Source organism: Agrobacterium cavarae, from assembly GCF_004310285.1.
Taxonomy (GTDB): Bacteria; Pseudomonadota; Alphaproteobacteria; order Rhizobiales; family Rhizobiaceae; genus Agrobacterium; species Agrobacterium cavarae.
In genome coordinates, this window is the sequence record NZ_SISF01000025.1 from 107,583 (window position 1) to 120,137 (window position 12,555).

The 12,555-nt window shown below is 58.2% G+C and carries 12 protein-coding genes and 1 tRNA gene; 6 read left to right on the plus strand and 7 right to left on the minus strand.

The genetic code is table 11. From position 1 onward, the window contains the following. Nucleotides 1–199 precede the first annotated feature (199 nt). Complete coding sequence (locus EYC79_RS06635; protein WP_130977525.1) at nt 200–1,159, plus strand: hypothetical protein; 960 nt, start codon at nt 200–202, stop codon at nt 1,157–1,159. A 204-nt stretch (nt 1,160–1,363) separates the two neighbouring features. Here the strand turns inward: EYC79_RS06635 and EYC79_RS23900 are convergent, their stop codons facing one another. The 3 genes from EYC79_RS23900 to EYC79_RS06645 all read right to left on the minus strand — a co-directional run bounded on the left by EYC79_RS23900 (nt 1,364) and on the right by EYC79_RS06645 (nt 2,243). Continuing rightward, the gene (locus EYC79_RS23900; RefSeq protein WP_280956449.1) at nt 1,364–1,489 is read right to left on the minus strand and encodes a hypothetical protein; all 126 of its coding nucleotides are present in this window, start codon (nt 1,487–1,489) and stop codon (nt 1,364–1,366) included. A 139-nt stretch (nt 1,490–1,628) separates the two neighbouring features. Further along, nucleotides 1,629–1,704, minus strand: a tRNA-Ala gene (locus EYC79_RS06640). Between the two features lie 152 nt (nt 1,705–1,856). Continuing rightward, the gene (locus EYC79_RS06645) at nt 1,857–2,243 is read right to left on the minus strand and encodes a TIGR02300 family protein (RefSeq protein ID WP_062427762.1); all 387 of its coding nucleotides are present in this window, start codon (nt 2,241–2,243) and stop codon (nt 1,857–1,859) included. Nucleotides 2,244–2,469: 226 nt separating this feature from the next. On the opposite strand from EYC79_RS06645, the gene cmk reads away from it, so the two are divergent. Next, nucleotides 2,470–3,102 (plus strand): (d)CMP kinase, encoded by a 633-nt coding sequence (gene cmk, locus EYC79_RS06650; RefSeq protein ID WP_130977526.1) that lies wholly within the window; start codon nt 2,470–2,472, stop codon nt 3,100–3,102. A 168-nt stretch (nt 3,103–3,270) separates the two neighbouring features. Then, nucleotides 3,271–4,971: a 30S ribosomal protein S1 gene (gene rpsA / locus EYC79_RS06655; RefSeq protein WP_062427705.1), complete on the plus strand. Its 1,701-nt coding sequence runs from the start codon at nt 3,271–3,273 to the stop codon at nt 4,969–4,971. Nucleotides 4,972–5,086: 115 nt separating this feature from the next. Here rpsA and EYC79_RS06660 read toward each other — a convergent pair whose 3' ends face one another. Together EYC79_RS06660 and EYC79_RS06665 are read right to left on the minus strand one after the other, a co-directional pair. Beyond that, nucleotides 5,087–6,691 (minus strand): hypothetical protein, encoded by a 1,605-nt coding sequence (locus EYC79_RS06660; protein WP_130977527.1) that lies wholly within the window; start codon nt 6,689–6,691, stop codon nt 5,087–5,089. Nucleotides 6,692–6,915: 224 nt separating this feature from the next. After that, nucleotides 6,916–7,542: a ribonuclease D gene (locus EYC79_RS06665; protein ID WP_062597598.1), complete on the minus strand. Its 627-nt coding sequence runs from the start codon at nt 7,540–7,542 to the stop codon at nt 6,916–6,918. Here EYC79_RS06665 and EYC79_RS06670 point away from each other — a divergent pair. The 3 genes from EYC79_RS06670 to EYC79_RS06680 are packed head-to-tail and all read left to right on the plus strand — an operon-like array spanning nt 7,532 to nt 9,148. After that, nucleotides 7,532–7,762, plus strand: coding sequence for a hypothetical protein (locus EYC79_RS06670; RefSeq protein ID WP_130977528.1), 231 nt, complete (start codon nt 7,532–7,534; stop codon nt 7,760–7,762). The two genes, EYC79_RS06665 and EYC79_RS06670, sit on opposite strands and share 11 nt — an antisense overlap. Nucleotides 7,763–7,799: 37 nt before the next feature. After that, nucleotides 7,800–8,369 (plus strand): nucleoside 2-deoxyribosyltransferase, encoded by a 570-nt coding sequence (locus tag EYC79_RS06675; RefSeq protein ID WP_112360623.1) that lies wholly within the window; start codon nt 7,800–7,802, stop codon nt 8,367–8,369. Nucleotides 8,370–8,395: 26 nt separating this feature from the next. After that, nucleotides 8,396–9,148: an SDR family oxidoreductase gene (locus EYC79_RS06680; protein WP_130977529.1), complete on the plus strand. Its 753-nt coding sequence runs from the start codon at nt 8,396–8,398 to the stop codon at nt 9,146–9,148. Nucleotides 9,149–9,516: 368 nt separating this feature from the next. Here EYC79_RS06680 and EYC79_RS06685 read toward each other — a convergent pair whose 3' ends face one another. Both EYC79_RS06685 and nirD read right to left on the minus strand, forming a co-directional pair. Further along, nucleotides 9,517–12,174, minus strand: coding sequence for a nitrate reductase (locus EYC79_RS06685; RefSeq protein ID WP_130977530.1), 2,658 nt, complete (start codon nt 12,172–12,174; stop codon nt 9,517–9,519). Nucleotides 12,175–12,176: 2 nt separating this feature from the next. After that, nucleotides 12,177–12,506 (minus strand): nitrite reductase small subunit NirD, encoded by a 330-nt coding sequence (nirD, locus tag EYC79_RS06690; protein WP_130977531.1) that lies wholly within the window; start codon nt 12,504–12,506, stop codon nt 12,177–12,179. Between the last annotated feature and the right edge of the window lie 49 nt (nt 12,507–12,555).

Here is a 12,555-nt window from a genome sequence, read left to right on the forward strand (position 1 = left end):
GGGTGTCGGCAGCCTCAACCGGTTAATCGAAGCTTCCGTTCAAGCTTGTTTCAGATTTTGGCATCCCAGTCATTGGTTTGCTAGATTATTGCCCGTGATTCATGTCGAGCTCGATGCTTTTTAAAGACGTTGGAGAATATCGCCCGCAGAGAATGTTCTGCGGGCATGTAAGGTGGTTCTCTTAGGATCGGAGGCCAAGATGATCTTCAATTTGCTGCTCGACCTTTTGAACCTTCGCCAGCGTAGTATTCGCCAAGATTTTGATCGCCGCATACAAAGGCAGTTGAATGCCTTGGGAAAACTCTCAGCGATTAGCCTCTCGCTGGAGCGAAGAAAGGGACGTAAAGCCTACGAGCGGCTCTTGGCGCAAGATAGTGAATTCTACGTGCTGCACCGTGGAGCGGCAATCGCAGCGACGTGGCTTTCCGCTATTTCAGTATCCATTTTGAATGATATTTCACTGCGGGACACCGATATTGACGGAACACCGGATACGGAGCAGACCGTAGCTTTAGCTTTCTTTTCCCGACTAGCTAACGACCTATGGGCGATCATCGAGCTAGTCGAACGCGGTTTCGATATTCAGGCAAGAGGGCTTTCGCGAAGCTTCCTTGAGCACGTCGATGTACTGATCTGCTGCATTCACGATCTCGAGCTCACGGAGAAGTTCGCGGACACGATCGAGCCTGAGCAAGCAAATCAATTCTGGCATAAACATATAAGTAAAAATAAAATGAAGCGTCGGGTCGCTGAGCTAGTCAACAATCGGATGGGCTTGGCGGGAAGCAACATAGTCGACAGCTTGCGCGCGCCTGCCGAAATCGCAGGCTCAACGATCTTACACCCTACAATGCTTGCGGGATTGGCTGCCGCGTTTGGTGGAGAAGACGTGGAATACCAGACTTATCCTATCTTTCCTCGTCCAATGATCGCCTCAGGTGGAATCTATAGAACAGTATTGATCCATCTTTTTTGGTTGTTCCTGCTCATGGGACCGTTGCCAAAAGAGCCACACGGTGCATGGAATTCAATAATCAAGAACCGAGATATCAAACGGAACAGGATGTTGAGCGAACTGCTAAGGATCAATCAAGATATGCACGGCTTTATGTTGGAATGGCATGTGACGATGAAGCCGATGGACGCAAAAATTCCCTAAAAAGAGACTGTTCTATTTCGGTACTCTTACAAAGGGCTGGGTGTGTGCGGTACGGATGATGTTAAGCCGCATGCCTCAGGAGCGTCACTCTTATTTTTCGAGAAGCGACCGTTCCCGTTGGGCGATGTCGTCAAATTCCTAAGCCCGACGCGGGTCTCGGCAAATCCCCGGCGACCCGCTTCGAATTGCGAACACAAAGAGCTATTACGGCTTCTTCTGCTTGCTGGCCTCGACAGTTTTCGCACCCAGAGTAGGAGCGGCAGGCGGTGGGGCCTTGTCCTTCTTGGGTTTGCGGATTTCCTTGTTGCCTCTGACTTGACCCTTGGCCATTCGATTCTCCTCTTTAAAAGAAGAGATAGCCGCTCTTTGCAGCGGAATAGCAAGTGAAATCGAAAACACGTTTCGGATGGAAGCAGCGATCAATGCGAAGTCTGCGATTGGTGAGATCTGGATCAGTCGCTGGAAAATTTGGTGGAGCTAAGCGGGATCGAACCGCTGACCTCTTGCATGCCATGCAAGCGCTCTCCCAGCTGAGCTATAGCCCCATAAGGGTTCCGGTATGTTTGATCCGGTTCCGGGAACCGAAGCGGTTGTTTCCGTTCGGTGGCGGCTTGATACTTCTCATGAATGAAGATGGCAAGCCGAAAAGTTCGCCCGGCAACATTTTTTTGTGGCCGGGCGAAAAAACTTTGGAAAATCAGGACTCTTCGTCGTCGCCGCCGACACCGATGATGCCGGAGACGTCGTCATCGTCGTCATCTTCATCGGCTTCGAGGAAGGTGTCGTCATCATCGTCCAGTTCGACATCGTCATCACCGATATCATCAGGAACTTCGTCGTTGGTGTTGTCGCCATCGGCGTCTTCCAGCGAAACGAGTTCGACGTCCGTGCTTTCGGTATCGACTTCCTGCACGTCCTCTTCCTCGGCCTGTTCCATCTTGGCCTGGGCCGTCGTTTCCTCGAAGAAGGAAAGCGGCCAGGACTTGCCGGTGTAAGGAGAGACAACCGGGTCGCGGTTCAGGTCGTAGAATTTCTTGCCGGTATCGGGGTCGGTGCGCTTGGTTCCAAGTTCCGCTTTTGCCACTGTCAAAGCCTCGAATTTTTGAATGAGTTCGGTCTTAACGCCGTGAATTCGGCAGTAGACGGTAAATTTATAGCCGGTCCCCTTAATCCCTGCCGTGGTGCCTGTCAAAGATAAACTGCATGGGATTACGGGGGTGGAAGTTTTCGGCCGCTCTCGGGGTGAATGCTCGCATTCTTTATGATAAAGCCCGCAGCCGAGACAAACGTCCATTCGAGATTTTATCCCCATGACTTTTATTATCGCCATCGATGGTCCCGCGGCCGCAGGCAAGGGTACGCTTTCGCGCAAGATCGCCGAGGTTTACGGCTTCCATCACCTCGATACCGGCCTGACCTACCGCGCCACCGCCAAGGCACTGCTTGATGCGGGCAAGCCTCTGGATGACGAGGCGATTGCGGAAGAGACCGCACTCCACCTCGATCTTGCCGGACTGGATCGCTCGGTTCTTTCGCGACACGAGGTGGGCGAGGCGGCCTCGAAGATTGCGGTCATGCCCGCCGTGCGGCGCGCGCTGGTGACGGCGCAGCGTGCCTTTTCAACGCGTGAGCCCGGCACGGTTTTGGATGGGCGCGATATCGGCACTGTTGTCTGCCCGCAGGCGCCGGTGAAGCTTTACGTCACGGCCTCGCCCGAAATCCGCGCCAGGAGACGTTATGACGAGATTGTCGCGGGCGGCGGAACTGCCGATTACGAAGCGATTTTCGCAGATGTGAAGAAGCGTGACGAGCGGGATATGGGCCGGTCTGATAGTCCTTTGAAACCAGCGGAAGACGCGCACTTGCTTGATACGTCGGAAATGAGTATAGAGGCGGCGTTTCAAACGGCAAAAGCGATTATCGATGCCGCGATGAAGAAATGAGAATTGCACGGGAACCGGCAGGTCCGATTTCCGTTCTGGAATGTCCCGAAAGCATGCCCTGCGCCGGAAAGCCTTGCACGACAAGGCGGGCATGGATTTCGGGAATGATCAACGCAAACCCCCGGCGCTTGTGTGTCCCTTGATGAAACGGACACTTCAGGAGATTTAATGTCTGTAGCTACCCCCACGCGCGACGATTTCGCAGCCCTGCTCGAAGAGTCCTTTGCTTCCAACGACCTGGCTGAAGGCTACGTTGCCAAGGGCATCGTAACGGCCATCGAAAAGGATGTCGCGATTGTTGACGTTGGCCTCAAGGTCGAAGGCCGCGTTCCGCTCAAGGAATTCGGTGCCAAGTCCAAGGACGGCACGCTGAAAGTCGGCGACGAAGTCGAAGTTTATGTCGAGCGCATCGAAAACGCTCTGGGCGAAGCCGTTCTGTCGCGCGAGAAGGCTCGCCGTGAAGAGAGCTGGGTCAAGCTCGAAGCCAAGTTCGAAGCCGGCGAGCGCGTTGAAGGCGTTATCTTCAACCAGGTCAAGGGCGGCTTCACGGTCGATCTCGACGGCGCTGTTGCCTTCCTTCCGCGTTCGCAGGTCGACATTCGTCCGATCCGCGACGTAACGCCTCTGATGCACAACCCGCAGCCCTTCGAAATCCTCAAGATGGACAAGCGTCGCGGCAACATCGTCGTTTCGCGCCGTACGGTTCTCGAAGAGTCCCGTGCCGAGCAGCGTTCTGAAATCGTTCAGAACCTCGAAGAAGGCCAGGTTGTTGACGGCGTCGTCAAGAACATAACCGATTACGGTGCGTTCGTTGACCTCGGCGGCATCGACGGCCTGCTGCACGTCACCGACATGGCATGGCGCCGCGTCAACCATCCTTCGGAAATCCTCAACATTGGCCAGCAGGTCAAGGTTCAGATCATCCGCATCAACCAGGAAACCCACCGTATCTCGCTCGGCATGAAGCAGCTCGAGTCCGATCCGTGGGATGGCATCTCCGCCAAGTACCCGGTTGGCAAGAAGATCTCCGGTACGGTCACGAACATCACCGACTACGGTGCATTCGTCGAGCTGGAGCCGGGCATCGAAGGCCTGATCCACATTTCCGAAATGTCCTGGACCAAGAAGAACGTACATCCCGGCAAGATCCTGTCCACGAGCCAGGAAGTCGACGTTGTCGTTCTCGAAGTCGATCCGTCCAAGCGCCGTATCTCGCTCGGCCTCAAGCAGACGCTGGAAAACCCATGGCAGGCATTTGCCTACAGCCATCCGGCCGGCACTGAAGTTGAAGGCGAAGTCAAGAACAAGACCGAATTCGGCCTGTTCATTGGCCTCGAAGGCGATGTCGACGGCATGGTTCACCTGTCGGATCTCGACTGGAACCGTCCGGGCGAGCAGGTCATCGAAGAGTTCAACAAGGGTGACGTCGTCAAGGCTGTCGTTCTGGACGTTGACGTCGAGAAGGAGCGTATCTCTCTCGGTATCAAGCAGCTCGGCAAGGATTCTGTCGGCGAAGCTGCAACGTCTGGCGAACTGCGCAAGAACGCTGTCGTTTCCGCTGAAGTCATCGGCGTCAACGAAGGCGGCATCGAAGTGAAGCTCGTCAACCACGAAGACATCACCTCCTTCATCCGCCGCAACGACCTGGCACGCGATCGTGACGATCAGCGTCCTGAGCGTTTCTCGGTTGGTCAGGTTCTCGACGCCCGCGTCGTCAACTTCTCCAAGAAGGATCGCAAGGTCATGCTTTCGATCAAGGCTCTGGAAATCGCAGAAGAGAAGGAAGCCGTCGCTCAGTTCGGTTCGTCCGACTCCGGCGCTTCGCTCGGCGATATCCTTGGCGCGGCTCTAAAGAACCGCGGCGAGTAATCGTCAGCTTCTGAAGCTTAAAAGAACCCGCCGGGGCGATCCGGCGGGTTTTTTGTTGCGGTTATTTCCAGCTGTCAGGGGGCAAGGCGCAATTCGTGGCGCCTTCACGAGCAGATCAGGCGAAGTTGCCCATTCGCAGATAGTAGGATTCGGCGTCGCCCACCCGGCCATCTTCGCGCGCGCCATCTGAGACCGAGTGATCGACCGGCTCATCATTGGCGGCCACGCGCTCTTCCTGGCCGGATAGATCGTCTGGATGATCTTGCTTCGCGTCGTTCTGGTCCGCCTGGCCGTGCCCCGCCTCTTCGCCGGCTTCGCCTTCGCCCTTAGAGGAGGGCCAGCGACCGCGCGGCGGTGCCTCCTCATCGCGCTTCTGCTCCTCGATCGGGTAGTTGACAAAGGGAAGCGGCGTTCCGGGCTTTGTCACCAGCGAGGCGACGGCGGATTGAAGTGCCGCCTGCTCGAAGACGAGGGTTTTTCCGTCGGCGGCGACCGAAGCGCGGGCAGCTATTTGCGCTTCCGGGCGTAGGAGCCCAGTCGTCGTCTCTTCAATGGGTGCCTCGGTGGCGTGCGCCTGCGGCTGTCCGGTTGTCATGACCTGCTGCTTTTTTGTGGCCTCGGTATCGGAGGCTTCTTCGTGCGGTGGGACTGGCAGCGTGGAAGCTGTGTCTGCGAGCGGATCGGCACGCTCAGGCAGTCTGCCGAGCAGTACAGCCAATAGCAGTTTCTCCATGTCCTGCGGGCTCGCGGCACGAATCTGCGCCGCAATAGTCGCCGCGTCCGCTTTCAAGAACGAGGCGAGAGCAGCATCATCCATCGTACCATCTGGCATCACCATCGGTAGCTCCGCATTCGGGGGAAGGGCGATGGATGATCCGGCGTTGCTGGACAGAGCGGGTGGGGCAGACGCCTGCGCTTGGGGTACGGGCGGGGAAGCTTGAGGCGCACCGAGGGCTGCGGGAGTGGAAGCCGTCGCTGACGTGGCGTTTTGCGGAAGGAGAGGCGTCTGCGCCGTCGGTCTTGCAGATACCTCTGTTGAGGTCTGAGCAGCATGGGATGTCGGAGCAGGTACGTCGTCTGTCACGCCCCCTGTTGGTGCCAGAGCGGGGGCCACAGGTTTACCTGGCGAAGAGACACTTTGGTCCGGGGAGAGCGGCGGTCGAGGACCCTGCAAGGCTGGCGCGGGCACTTTGATCGGCAGAGGAGTAAGGGATGGGCTGTCGGGCATAAGATCCTGAAGATAGGGCGGCAGCGCCACCTTCACGCCATCCTTCGACTGGCCGACACGGGCCAGTTCCAGCATCACCGCCAGTCTTGCGGCATGGGGTCCGGCGTTGTTTTTCAGAATGTCCAGCATGAGCGCAATCGTCATGCCCTTCAGCAGCTTTCCCAGTTGCTGTTCAAGTGCAGCTTTCTGCGCCAATGGGAGAGATTGGAGGGCCGAGGTGAGACGGTTCACATAGGCTTCGGCATCTTCCCCCTCCAGGCGTTCCATTCCCAGAAGCGAGCCCAGAACCTCCGTCAGCACGGTTCCGGTGCGGTGAAGCTCCGCTTCGCCGGAGACAGCGCGTGCCGCAACGACAGGGGGATTGGGTGAGGTATCGGAAATGGCCTGAGGGACATTTGGCTGATTGACCGGCGAACTGACCGCATCCTGCTTCTGCCCCGCAGTCTGCGAGGAAAATTCTCCTGCTGTGACGGCACTGACGGGCGGCAACATGGCGCGCTCTTTCTTCGGTCCGAAGCGCGTTGATCCGCTGTCATCGCGTCGCAGCTTTGATGCTCAGGGATGCGCTCGAGCCGTTGCTCGTCATCCGCACCACCGGGGAATGATGTCCAAAGCCTACCCTTCGAAAGCAGGCGAACGAATCATTAAGAGCAATCATGACGGGGAATCGTTAATCGACTGCTAACCATAAGCGTGTGGCGTCGCCACGGACCGTCTCAGCTATGGGCGAAGATGTCTGTATCGTCCCAGCCGAGAAGATCGAGCTTTGCCCGTGTGGGCAGGAAGGCGAAGCAGGCGGTGGCGTGGTCGTAGCGGCCGTCACGGATCAGCCGGTGGGTAAGCTTGTCGCGAAGCGCATGCAGATGGAGAACATCGGATGCGGCATATTCGAGCTGCGCCGGGGAGAGCGTCTCAGCCGCCCAGTCTGAGGATTGCTGCGCCTTGGAGATGTCGATCTCCAGCATCTCTTTCAGATTGTCCTTCAGTCCGTGCCGGTCCGTATAGGTCCGGCAGAGCCTGGAGGCGATCTTGGTGCAGAAGACCGGCGTCGTCGTCACGCCGAAGGTGTGGAAGAGCACGGCGATATCGAAGCGACCGTAATGGAAGATCTTCTCGCGACTCGGATCCTCCAGCATGGCGACGAGGTTTGGCGCTTCCTTCTGCCCCGCGGCAATGCGTACGACATCGGCCGTGCCGTCGCCGGGTGAAAGCTGTACGACACACAGCCTGTCGCGACGCGGCACCAAACCGAGCGTTTCCGTATCGACGGCGATTGCGCCTGTATAGCGCGCGGCATCGCTCGCAGAAATATCGCCTTCATGATAGCGGATCTTGGCAGCCATTTGGTACCCCGGTTACGCGTCTTCCGGTTTCGGCTATAGCGCAAAGTGGCTGTTGGCGATACCGCTTTTGGCCCTGGAGCGCGGTGGGGTGCCACTGGATGCGCCAAGGACGCTCATCTTTTTTGACGAGTCGCATCCTGTCATTGCGAAAATCGATCTCGATTTTCGGGCCGATGCTCCAGGCGCTCTTGCCTCGTCAGGCGGTCGCGGTCTAGGTTGACGTCAAATTCCTGCCAATGACGAAAATTCCCATATCCATGACCAAGAAAATCTATCTCGCGGGACCTGAGGTCTTTCTCTCCAACGCGCGCGACATGCTGGATGCGAAGGCACAGCTTGCCCGAGACGCCGGCTTCACCCCACTGTCTCCCGGCGATCTTGAAATTCCGCCTGCCGACACAAAGACCGGCCATGGTTGCAACATCAACGCTATCGACGAGCATATGATGCTTGAGGCGGACGCCGTCATTGCCAACCTGACGCCCTTCCGGGGAATTGCCGCCGATGTCGGTACGAGCTTCGAGCTTGGCTTCATGTGCGCTCTCGGCAAGCCGGTGTTCGCCTATACCAATATGGCGAAGAACCATTTTACCCGCATCCAAGATCACTATGCCGGCGATGTCTCGCTTAGCGATGATGGGCGTTACAGAGGACCCGACGGGCTTTCTGTCGAGAATTTCGACATGGTCGACAACCTCATGCTTCATGGCAGTATCCTGCGCCGGGGCGGGGCCATCATCGTTGGAGATGCGGCACCTGAGGAACTCTATACCGATCTGACGGCATTCAGAGAGTGCCTGAAGCTTGCTGCGGCAAAGCTTCTTTAAACGGCACCAGCAAGCGGAGAGCAGATATGACAGCCACGATTCTCATCACCGGAGCGACCTCTGGCTTCGGCCTTTCCACCGCGCGTCTTTTTGCAAGCCATGGCTGGAAGGTGATCGGCACCGGCCGTCGCGCCGAGCGTCTCCAAGACCTGAAAGACGAACTCGGATCGTCCTTCCACGGTCTGGCCTTCGACATCACCGATCAGGAGGCGATGCGTTCGGCTTTCGCCGAATTGCCGCAGGAGTTTACAGCGATCGACGTGCTGGTCAACAATGCCGGCCTGGCGCTTGGAACGGCACCTGCGCCGCAAGTGCCGCTTCAGGACTGGCACACCATGGTCAACACCAATATTACGGGACTGTTGAACATCACCCACCACTTGCTGCCAACGCTGATCGAGCGCCGTGGCATCGTCGTCAATCTTTCCTCTGTCGCGGCGAGTTGGCCCTATGCCGGCGGCAATGTCTATGCCGGCACCAAGGCGTTCCTGCGCCAGTTTTCGCTCGGGCTACGATCGGATCTTCACGGCAAAGGGGTGCGCGTTACGTCCATCGAGCCCGGCATGTGCGAAACCGAGTTCACGCTGGTGCGCACCGGCGGCAACCAGCAGGCATCCGACACGCTTTACAAAGGCGTCAACCCGATCCTGCCGGAGGATATCGCCAACACCATTCACTGGGTGGTGTCTCAGCCGAAGCACATCAACATCAACGCCATCGAGTTGATGCCGGTGAACCAATCCTTTGCAGGCTTCCAGGTCCATCGCGACACGCAGTGATCAAAAAAACGTCATAGCAAAAGCAGTTATGCAATTTGCGCATTGCTGCCCTGCGAGTGTCGCGCTTTTCAGCGCCGGGTAACGGGAGTATATATTGATCATCGAAACGACGCACTCCTCCTCCCAGCGTCGTTCGATGTGGATTGGCGATACTCCTCCTCCCAATTGCCAATCAAGTTCAAAGCCTGCCGCACCTCCTCCCGCGGCAGGCTTTTTCTTTTCTGGATACCTCTCCGATATCTAGTTTTGTCTTCCAGGCGCGATCGCTGGCTCACGAGAGATGGTTGCCGCATCCTGCTTTCAGAAAACCGGGTCCGACTTTCGGGCCGGTGCTGTAAGGCTTCCCCACCTCGTTTCCGATCGATATGTCACTCGGCTGCGGTCTTCAGGCAGCCATCGATGATGGTGCGGATTTCCGCCCGGCAGGAGCCGCAATTGGTGCCGGCGCTGACGCAGGCGCCCACCGCCTCGACTGTGTGGCAGCCCTCGCGGATCGCGCTGGTGATCTGGTTGATGCCGACATTGAAGCAGGAGCAGACGGTGGCACCGGGATCGGGTCTGCCGGCGCCCGGCCTGCCAGCGACGAGCGCGAAGCGGTTGCGTAGATCCTCATGCCGCTCTTTCAACTGGGCGACCGCCCAGTTTCGCGCAACGGCGACGGGCGCTGCTGCGATAAACAGCGCCGCCAGTAACTTATCTTCGTCAAAAAAGGCGAGCCGAATGTCACCGGTTCGATTGTCGGCATAGCCGAGCGGTTCGATGCGGGCGTCGATCCCGAAGATTTTTCTGCTCCAAGATATCCAGTCATCCGGCAGCGTGTCGAAGGCAAGCTCCAGACGATAGCCGCCCTCGGCCTTGGCGAGAGCCCAATAGGCGCAGTCGGGCTTTTGTGGAGCCGTGGCAGTCACCGCAAAAGCATAGGCCTTTGCTTCAAAGCGGCGCGCCGTAACGGCGACATTCTTCGATGCCGGCTGTCCGGAGAAGTGATCTGTGATGGGTGGCACCAGCCTGTCGATCCGGGCATTGGCGGCGAACTGATCGTTCCAGTGCATCGGCACGAAGAGGCTGCCGCGTGCCTGCCTGTCGGTCACAAGCGCGCGTAGGATCACCGTGCCGAGAGGGCTTTCTACCTCCACCAGATCGGCACTCTCAACCCTTGCTTCCATCGCATCGCGTGGATGAAACTCGACGAAAGGTTCGGCCAGATGTGAGGATAGCCGGGCACTTTTGCCCGTGCGGGTCATGGTGTGCCACTGATCGCGGATGCGGCCCGTATTGAGCGTCAGAGGATAGTCGGCGCTCGTGCGGCTCGTCTGCGGCAGCGAGGTAGAGACGAAACGCGCCTTCCCGTCCGCATGGAAGAATTTCCCATCGGCGAAGAAGCGCGTCGTGTGGGGGCGCTCACCGGAGCGCTGTGGCCAGTTGAAGGGTGCCAGATCGTCATAGGCCGGTTGCCCGATCTCGGCAAATGCGCCGATATCGAAATCACGGCTGCCATTATTCTCGAAGGCCGAGAGGCTGGCATGTTCGGCGAAAATCTCCGTGGGATTGGCATAGGTGAACGCATCGGCGTAGCCCATGCGCTTGCCGACTTCGGCAAATTGCCACCAGTCGGCTTTCGCCTCACCTGGTGCTGGAAGGTAGCCGCGCTGGCGCGAGATGCGCCGTTCCGAATTGGTGACGGTGCCGTCCTTCTCGCCCCAGCCGAGTGATGGCAGCAGCACATGCGCATGGCGTGCCGTATCGGTCGTCCCCATGATGTCAGAGACGACGACGAAGGGACATTGCTTCAGCGCCGCTTCCACGGCCCCGGCATCGGGCATGGAGACTGCCGGGTTGGTCGCCATGATCCAGAGCGCCTTGATGCGACCATCGGCCACCGCCTGGAAAAGATCGACGGCTTTGAGGCCGGGCTTAGTCGCAATCGTCGGCGTTTTCCAGAAGCGCTGCACCCGGTCCCGGTCCTCGGCGCTTTCGATGGCCATATGCGCGGCGAGCATGTTGGCAAGACCACCCACCTCGCGCCCACCCATGGCATTGGGCTGTCCGGTCAACGAAAATGGCCCCGCGCCGGGCTTGCCGATGCGGCCTGTCGCCAGATGGCAGTTGATGATGGCGTTGACCTTGTCGGTACCGGTGGACGACTGGTTGACGCCCTGACTGTAGCAGGTGACGACGCTTTCGGTGCGCTCGAAAAGGTCATAGAAACGGGTAAGCTCGGCGAGGCTTAAGCCCGTTGCCTCGACGATGGTTGCCAAGCCGATGTCAGAGGCCGCTCTGACCGCTTCCTCAAAACCGTGCGTGTGGCTTTCGATATAGGTCTTGTCGAGTGTTGCTCCCTTGGCCAGATGCGCCAGCAGGCCGGTGAAAAGCGCCACATCCCCATCCGGCTTGATGGCAAGATGCATATCGGCAATGTCGCAGGTCATGGTGCGGCGGGGGTCTATCACCACCACCTTCATCTCCGGCCGTTCGGCTTTCGCCGCTGCAAGACGCTGATAGATGACCGGGTGACACCAGGCGAGATTGGAGCCGGTCAAAATGACGAGATCGGCGAGAAACAGATCCTCATAGACACCTGGAACCGTGTCCGAGCCGAAGGCGCGGCGATGGCCTGCGACGGAGGACGACATGCAAAGCCGCGAATTGGTGTCGATGTTGGCCGAGCCGATGAAGCCCTTCATCAGCTTGTTGGCGAGATAGTAGTCCTCGGTCAGCAATTGTCCTGAGACATAGAAGGCGACCGAATCCGGTCCATGTGTCGCGATCGCTTCGGAAAATTTCGAGGCCACGAGATCAAGCGCCTCATCCCAGTTCACTCGGTCACCACCGACGTGCGGGTAAAGCAGCCGGTCGTCGAGATCGAGCGTTTCGCAAAGTGCCGAACCCTTGGAACAGAGCCGACCGTAATTGGCCGGATGATCCGGATCGCCCTTCACCGAAACGCCACCGTCGTCATCGATCTTCGCGATGACGCCGCAGCCGACGCCGCAATAGGGACAGGTGGTCTTGACCTCTTGTGCCATGCTTACTCCGCAGCGATCATCATGCTTTCAAGCGCAACAGACAGGTTGCCATCGATGTTGCGCACGGGGATGGTGCGCACCGCACCCTCGTCGGCGCCTTCGGCCCTGCCGGTTTCCAGCGAAATGACCCAGTTATGCAAAGGGCAGGTCACTGATGCGCCGTGAACGATGCCTTGAGAGAGCGGCCCGCCCTTGTGAGGGCAGTGATCTTCGATGGCATAGACGTCGTTATCGGCCGTGCGGAACACCGCAATCTTGCCCATCGGCGTCTTCACGCAGCGCGCGCCGCGCAGTGGAATGTCAGAGATATTGCCGATTTCGACCCAGTTCATCGTCGTCATCCTGTGTCCGGTTGGAAGTTTTGGGATGGGGCGACATCTC

Excerpts from the sequence above, each read along its gene's own strand:
- EYC79_RS06635 (WP_130977525.1), top strand. The coding sequence starts at position 200 with ATGATCTTCAATTTGCTGCTCGACCTTTTGAACCTTCGCCAGCGTAGT.
- EYC79_RS23900 (WP_280956449.1), bottom strand. The coding sequence starts at position 1,489 with ATGGCCAAGGGTCAAGTCAGAGGCAACAAGGAAATCCGCAAACCCAAG.
- cmk (WP_130977526.1), top strand. The coding sequence starts at position 2,470 with ATGACTTTTATTATCGCCATCGATGGTCCCGCGGCCGCAGGCAAGGGT.
- rpsA (WP_062427705.1), top strand. The coding sequence starts at position 3,271 with ATGTCTGTAGCTACCCCCACGCGCGACGATTTCGCAGCCCTGCTCGAA.
- EYC79_RS06660 (WP_130977527.1), bottom strand. The coding sequence starts at position 6,691 with ATGTTGCCGCCCGTCAGTGCCGTCACAGCAGGAGAATTTTCCTCGCAG.
- EYC79_RS06665 (WP_062597598.1), bottom strand. The coding sequence starts at position 7,542 with ATGGCTGCCAAGATCCGCTATCATGAAGGCGATATTTCTGCGAGCGAT.
- EYC79_RS06675 (WP_112360623.1), top strand. The coding sequence starts at position 7,800 with ATGACCAAGAAAATCTATCTCGCGGGACCTGAGGTCTTTCTCTCCAAC.
- EYC79_RS06680 (WP_130977529.1), top strand. The coding sequence starts at position 8,396 with ATGACAGCCACGATTCTCATCACCGGAGCGACCTCTGGCTTCGGCCTT.
- EYC79_RS06685 (WP_130977530.1), bottom strand. The coding sequence starts at position 12,174 with ATGGCACAAGAGGTCAAGACCACCTGTCCCTATTGCGGCGTCGGCTGC.
- nirD (WP_130977531.1), bottom strand. The coding sequence starts at position 12,506 with ATGAACTGGGTCGAAATCGGCAATATCTCTGACATTCCACTGCGCGGC.